Source organism: Aeromonas rivuli, assembly GCF_000820045.1.
GTDB classification, from domain to species: Bacteria; Pseudomonadota; Gammaproteobacteria; order Enterobacterales; family Aeromonadaceae; genus Aeromonas; species Aeromonas rivuli.
Map to the genome: position 1 here is coordinate 250,558 of NZ_CDBJ01000071.1, position 6,650 is coordinate 257,207.

Sequence of the window (6,650 nt, forward strand, 5' to 3'; positions counted from 1 at the left end):
GACAATACCATTGCCGTCACACCCCACATCGGGCTTGCAGTCTGACGCCCTTATATCCAGTATCTTGCACCTGATGATTTGTTGGCTCAGCTGAGTAGGGAAGGGATGTGACATTGTGGCGAATCGGGCAGTGGCTCGGCCTGTTTCACCGCCGGGGACGACACTTGCTCTGGTGTGGGCTGGCCCTGCTTCCTCTCTTGCTGGCGGCGAGTCAGCCGCTGACGGATGCCGATCTGGCCATGATAAAGCGAGCGCAGGACACCTATGGTGAACGAGCAGGCAAACGCACGGCTAGCTGGCGGTTGCTTACCTTGCAGGCACAGGCCGCAGGCTGGTCGGAGCGACAGAAGCTAGAGAGAGTGAACAGCTTTTTCAATCAGCTGCATTTTGTAGACGACAGCAAGTTGTGGCGCAGGAAGGATTACTGGGCCAGCCCTCTCGAGTTTTTGGGGGCGGCAGGGGGAGATTGCGAGGATTTCAGCATTGCCAAGTATTTTACCCTGCTGGAGCTTGGCATCGACGATGAGAAGATGCGGATGGTGTACGTCAAAGCCTTGGACTACAACCAGTTTCATATGGTTGTTGCCTACTATGAAACCCCTTCATCCGTCCCCCTCATTCTCGACAATCTTATTGGGGCTCTGCGTCCGGCGACTGCACGTAAGGATCTGCTGCCTATCTACAGCTTCAATGGTCGTCACTTGTGGTTGATGAAGGCACGTGGCCAGGGGGAATTGGCCGGCCAGTCTTCACGTTTGGGATTATGGAATGATTTACGCAATCGCATGACTTCAGGGCGATTGGCTCGACCTGTGGTGAATTTGGATGATTAACCTATGACGCTATATCGACAGTTACTGGCCACCATGTTGTTGCTGTTCGGGGCTCTGTTTGCCGTAACTTATTGGGTTCAGTTCAATTCGACCCGCACCTATCTTGCTCAGCAGCAAGAGACGACAGTGATCAACACCGCAACGGCCCTCGGACTGGCATTGACTCCCTATCTCGAGAATGGCGACAAGGTGAGTGCCGAGTCGGTCATCAAGGCGGTGTTTGATGGCGGCTACTATCGCTTGGTCCGGCTCGATCTCTTGGCCTCCCAGGATGTGATAGAGCAGGAGAATACTCATCATGTTGATGGGGTTCCCGCATGGTTCATGGAGCTGGATCTGTTCCCAGAGATATCTAATGAGTCCATTTTGACGTCGGGCTGGTTGCAGCTTGGCAAGCTCAAGGTGGTCGGTCATAGCGGTCAGGCCTATTACGAACTCTGGCAAGGGATGACCAACCTGGCGAGCTGGTTTGTTGTCGGCTTTCTCATCACCACACTATTGCTGATGCGAGCCCTCAGTTATCTCCTCAAGCCGCTGGATCAGATCCGTGAACAGGCAATTGAGATAGAGCAACACCATTTTGGTCATGAGATCCCCGAGCCGCGTACCCTGGAGCTAAAGCAGGTGGTGCAAGCCATCAATACCCTGTCTGGCAAGTTGGCTGCTCAGTTCAAGGAGCAGGCACAAGAAGCTGAAAATCTGCGCGAGAGAGTCTATCTGGATGCGGTTTCCGGTTTGGGCAACCGCGCCTATTTCGTCGGTCAGGTCAATGCCTGGATCGCCGAGGCGGGACAGGGGGGCGTCATGCTGGTGGCGGTCGATATGCTCGATGACATCTATCGGGACGAGGGTTTTGCCGCGCGGGACAACATGGTCAAGTCCATTGCCCAGAGCCTTAATGATGAACTGAGTGGGTGGGATGGGGCCGCCATTGCCCGCATCTCGGCCACCGAGTACGCATTGCTCTGCCCGACCAACGATCTTGACACCTTGCAGGAGCTGGCCGAGCGGATCAACAGTCGTATCGCCGACCTGGTGGTCAACCCTATGGGTGAAGCGGATGCGCTGTCGGTGATCGGCATCGCCGGGCGAGACAGTCAGGACGATCTCTCCAGCCTGCTGACCAAGGCGGATAACGCCCTGGGCCGGGCGCGCAACGAGCGACGGGGCGCCGTGGTGATGGAAGGGGGCAATAATCAAGGCATGATGGGGCGCCTGGCCTGGCGGGATCTGGTGGAAGATGCAATTAATCGTCAACTGTGGCGCTTCAAGGCACAACCTGCCTGTCGTTTTGACAATGGGGCAAGGCTTCACGCCGAACTGTTTGCCGCCATTCATCGCGATGGCAATGACTATTTTGCGGGTCAGTTCCTGCCGGCTATCGAGCAGTTCAAACTCGGCAGCGAGTTTGATCAGGCGATACTCACGGCCACGGCGCCCCTGCTACAACAAGACGCCGAATTGGTACTTGCCGTGAATATTACCTCCGGGGCCATCTGTTCGGATGAGTTCCTGCTCTGGCTCGGTGACTTCTTGGGCCGCAATCCTGAGTTGAAAGACCGATTACTGTTCGAGATCCCGGAAGGCGCCATCCTGAAGCATCAAGCTCAGGTTGAAGCACTGGTGGCCGTGGTGCGCGAGCATGGTTACCAGTGGGGTGTGGATCATTATGGTCGCCACTTCCAATCCCTTGGCTATCTGGAACAGATGGCTCCTAGCTATGTCAAAGTTGACCATGGTTATACCAGCCAGGTCATGGAGCCGGGGGCGGATACCTCCTTCCTGGCAGCAGTATGCCGTGCCGCGCACAATGCCGGCGTTTTGACCATTGCTACCCGGGTAGAGAATGAGCAGCAAGTTGAGCTGCTATCTGGCCTGCATATCGACGGTTATCAGGGTTTTGTACACCCGGCATTCCTCATTTGAGCCAAAAATAATATGAAAAGGGCGCCCAGGTGGCGCCCTTTTTTATCACCTTTTAATGTAACTATTAGTTAACATTATCTCGTGTGATGATAAGGCCTCTTTTGAGGCACTACCTAATGTGTTGTTTTAAGAGGATAAATGGCCGGCGTTCGATTTGGTTCATGAGTGTCTCTCTTGGGATGCCAATCCAGTACATTTTTGCAACGGACGTCCCCGTACTTCGCACATAGGGTTTATACATCGAAACCCTCAGTGTTGGAGTCAAGGCTATGCGTACCCAAATGATCGATAAGACTGTCGTCGTCGCCTCAATGGAAGGGGAAATCCTCGTCGTCAATGCTGATGGCAGTACGCGTCCATTGCAAGCGGGTGAGACGCTCTCACCCGGCACCAAACTGACACTGGCTGACGACGCCAAGTTGGCACTCCTCACCCCCGAAGAGGCCGCCGCTCTGGCCCAGGGGTCATCGGCTGCGCCCGAAGCCCAGGTTCCAACCGATGCAGCGGACAAAGTGCTTGATGAGGCCAAACCGGATGGAACCGACAAACCTCTCGATCCCAATGACATAGCCGCACTGCAACAATCCATCCTGGAAGGGGTCGATCCGACAAAGAGTTTTGAAGCTTCTGCAGCCGGGGGGGCGCCAGCGGCAGGAGGTGGCGGAATAGGCGGTGTTGCAGGTGCCAGTGGCAATGGCGGCTTTGTGACCATAGCGCGCACGGGTGATGCCACCATCGCTCAGGCTGGGTTCGATACCGACCACAGTGCAGAACCCTTTGTCGATCGTCTTCAAGAAGACGATCTCTTGCCTGACAATCAGCTCGATGACCAGGATGAATCTGCAGTTACCCAGGAAAATCAGGCCATCAGTGGCAATCTGCTGCTCAATACCAATAATCCCGACGGACCTTCTGATGCCTCGATAGTCTCTTATAGCTGGGGAAATAACACCGGCATACCGGCCGGCGTCGCATCCACCTTGGCGGGGATCGGCACATTGATCATCAATGCCGATGGCTCCTATACCTTTACTCCCGCTCTCAACTATTCCGGTCCTGTTCCCCCTGCGAATTACATCGTGACCGATGGCGCTGATACCACCCCGTCGGCCCTGACCATCACCATCTCCCCAGTGGATGACCCGGTGGCTCTGGGTGGGTTGCAAGTGGAAGGAGGGGAGCTTGTCTTGAATGAAGCCGCCTTGGCGGATGGCAGTGCACCTGATGCAGCGGTGCTGACCAAAGGGGGGTCTTTCACCTTCAATGCTGTAGATGGTGTCCAGGTCTTGAGTCTGGGCGGTGTGGTGCTCATCAGCAATGGCCAGGTCATCACCAATTTCCCACAGGTGATCCCCAGTCCTTCAGGCAATCAATTACTGGTGACCGGCATCACTTACAACCCTGTAACCGGTGCCGGGACAGTCAATTACAGCTACACCCTGAACGACAACGAAACCCACACTCAGCCAGCCAATGACACCGCGCTGACTGAAAGCTTCAACGTTGTGCTGACCGACAACGATGGTGACAGCACCAGTGCCAGCCTGGATGTGGTGATACTGGACGATGTGCCCAGCGTGCGTCTTATCCCCGGCTCTGGTGAGCTGGGTGTGGTCAGCGTGGATGAGAGTTTGCCTGTGTTGGGTGGCGCTGACAGCGACGGCATCGCCAGCGCGACCCTGGCTGCAGCCACGGTGCAAGCCCAGTTCAGCCATGCCTTCGGCGCAGATGGCGCGGGCAACATTGGCTATAGCCTGGCCCTCAATGGCGGCAATGTGGCGAGCGGCCTCTACGCGGTCGACTCGCTGGCGGCCAACGGTCAGGGCGCCCAGATCCTGCTTAACCATGTGGGCAATGTCATCACCGGCAGTGCCAACGGGGTGAACTACTTCACGCTGACCATAGATCCGGCCACAGGTGCCGTGACCCTGGCGCTGCTGGACAATGTCTGGCACGGCAATACCGGCAGCCACGATGACAGCGTCAGCCTGACGTTGAACAGCGGTGTGCTGACCCTGGTGCAGACCGTCACCGATGCCGACGGCGACAGCGCCAAGGCCAGTGTCGATCTGGGTACTGGCGGCGTGTTCCGCTTCGAGGACGATGGTCCGGCCGTAGGACTGGCCGGTGAGGCTCCGAGTCTGGGCGCAGTGAAAGTGGACGAGAGCCTGCCAGCGCTGGGCGGGGTGGGCGGTGATGGCATCGCCAGCGCCACGCTGGCGGCGGTCACGGTGCAAGCCCAGTTCAATCATGCCTTCGGCGCGGATGGCGCGGGCAACATTGGTTACAGCCTGGCCCTCAATGGCGGCAATGTGGCAAGCGGCCTCTATGCGGTCGACTCGCTGGCGGCCAACGGCCAGGGTGCGCAGATAGTGCTCAACCAGGTGGGCAATGTCATCACCGGCAGTGCCAACGGGGTGAACTACTTCACGCTGACCATAGATCCGGCCACGGGCGCCGTGACCCTGAACCTGCTGGACAATGTCTGGCACGGCAATACCGGCAACCATGATGACAGCGTCAGTCTGACCCTGACCAGCGGTGTGCTGACCCTGGTGCAGACCGTCACCGATGCCGATGGCGACAGCGCCAAGGCCAGTGTCGATCTGGGTACTGGCGGCGTATTCCGCTTCGAGGATGATGGCCCGACGGCGGGGGTGAGCACTCAGGCGCCCGGCCTGGGCGCGGTGAAGGTGGACGAGAGCCTGCCGGCGCTGGGCGGCGTGGGCGGTGATGGCATCGCCAGCGCCACGCTGGCGGCGGTCACGGTGCAAGCCCAGTTCAATCATGCCTTCGGCGCGGATGGCGCGGGCAACATTGGTTACAGCCTGGCCCTCAATGGCGGCAATGTGGCGAGCGGCCTCTATGCGGTTGATCCGCTGGCCGCCAATGGCCAGGGCGCCCAGATAGTGCTCAATCAAGTGGGCAATGTCATCACCGGCAGCGCCAACGGGGTGAGCTACTTCACCCTCACCATAGATCCGGCCACTGGCGCCGTGACCCTGAACCTGCTGGACAATGTCTGGCACGGCAATACCGGCAACCACGATGACAGTGTCAGCCTGACCCTGAACAGCGGTGTGCTGACCCTGGTGCAGACCGTCACCGATGCCGATGGCGACAACGCCAAGGCCAGCATCGATCTGGGCGTCAACGGGACGTTCCGCTTCGAGGATGATGGCCCGACGGCGGGGGTGAGCACTCAGGCGCCCGGCCTGGGCGCGGTGAAGGTGGACGAGAGCCTGCCGGCGCTGGGCGGCGTGGGCGGTGATGGCATCGCCAGCGCCACGCTGGCGGCGGTCACGGTGCAAGCCCAGTTCAGCCATGCCTTCGGCGCGGACGGCGCGGGCAGCATCGGCTACAACCTGGCCCTCACTGGCAGCAATGTGGCGAGCGGCCTCTATGCGGTTGATCCGCTGGCCGCCAATGGTCAGGGCACTCAGATAGTGCTCAATCAAGTGGGCAATGTCATCACCGGCAGCGCCAACGGGGTGAGCTACTTCACCCTCACCATAGATCCGGCCACTGGCGCCGTGACCCTGAACCTGCTGGACAATGTCTGGCACGGCAATACCGGCAACCACGATGACAGTGTCAGCCTGACCCTGAACAGCGGTGTGCTGACCCTGGTGCAGACCGTCACCGATGCCGATGGCGACAACGCCAAGGCCAGCATCGATCTGGGGTCACCGGGGCGTTCCGCTTCGAGGACGATGGCCCGACGGCAGGGCTGGCAACTCAGGCCCCGAGTCTGGGGTCGGTGAAGGTGGACGAGAGTCTGCCGGCGCTGGGCGGCGTGGGCGGTGACGGTATCGTCAGCGCGACCCTGGCCGCCGCTACGGTGCAAGCCCAGTTCAGCCATGCCTTCGGTGCGGACGGGGCGGGCAGCAT

At 59.0% G+C, this 6,650-nt stretch carries 3 protein-coding genes; all 3 read left to right on the top strand.

What is annotated here, in order from left to right:
* Nucleotides 1–113: 113 nt before the first annotated feature.
* The 3 genes from BN1130_RS17640 to BN1130_RS22935 all read left to right on the top strand — a co-directional run bounded on the left by BN1130_RS17640 (nt 114) and on the right by BN1130_RS22935 (nt 6,523).
* Entirely contained in the window at nt 114–833 is a 720-nt protein-coding gene (locus tag BN1130_RS17640) for a transglutaminase-like cysteine peptidase (RefSeq protein ID WP_042043572.1), read from the top strand.
* Nucleotides 834–836: 3 nt separating this feature from the next.
* Entirely contained in the window at nt 837–2,759 is a 1,923-nt protein-coding gene (locus BN1130_RS17645; RefSeq protein WP_042043573.1) for an EAL domain-containing protein, read from the top strand.
* A gap of 269 nt (nt 2,760–3,028) precedes the next feature.
* Nucleotides 3,029–6,523 carry a retention module-containing protein gene (locus BN1130_RS22935; RefSeq protein WP_232302051.1) on the top strand — a complete coding sequence of 1,165 codons (3,495 nt, stop codon included), beginning with the start codon at nt 3,029–3,031 and terminating at the stop codon, nt 6,521–6,523.
* Nucleotides 6,524–6,650 lie beyond the last annotated feature (127 nt).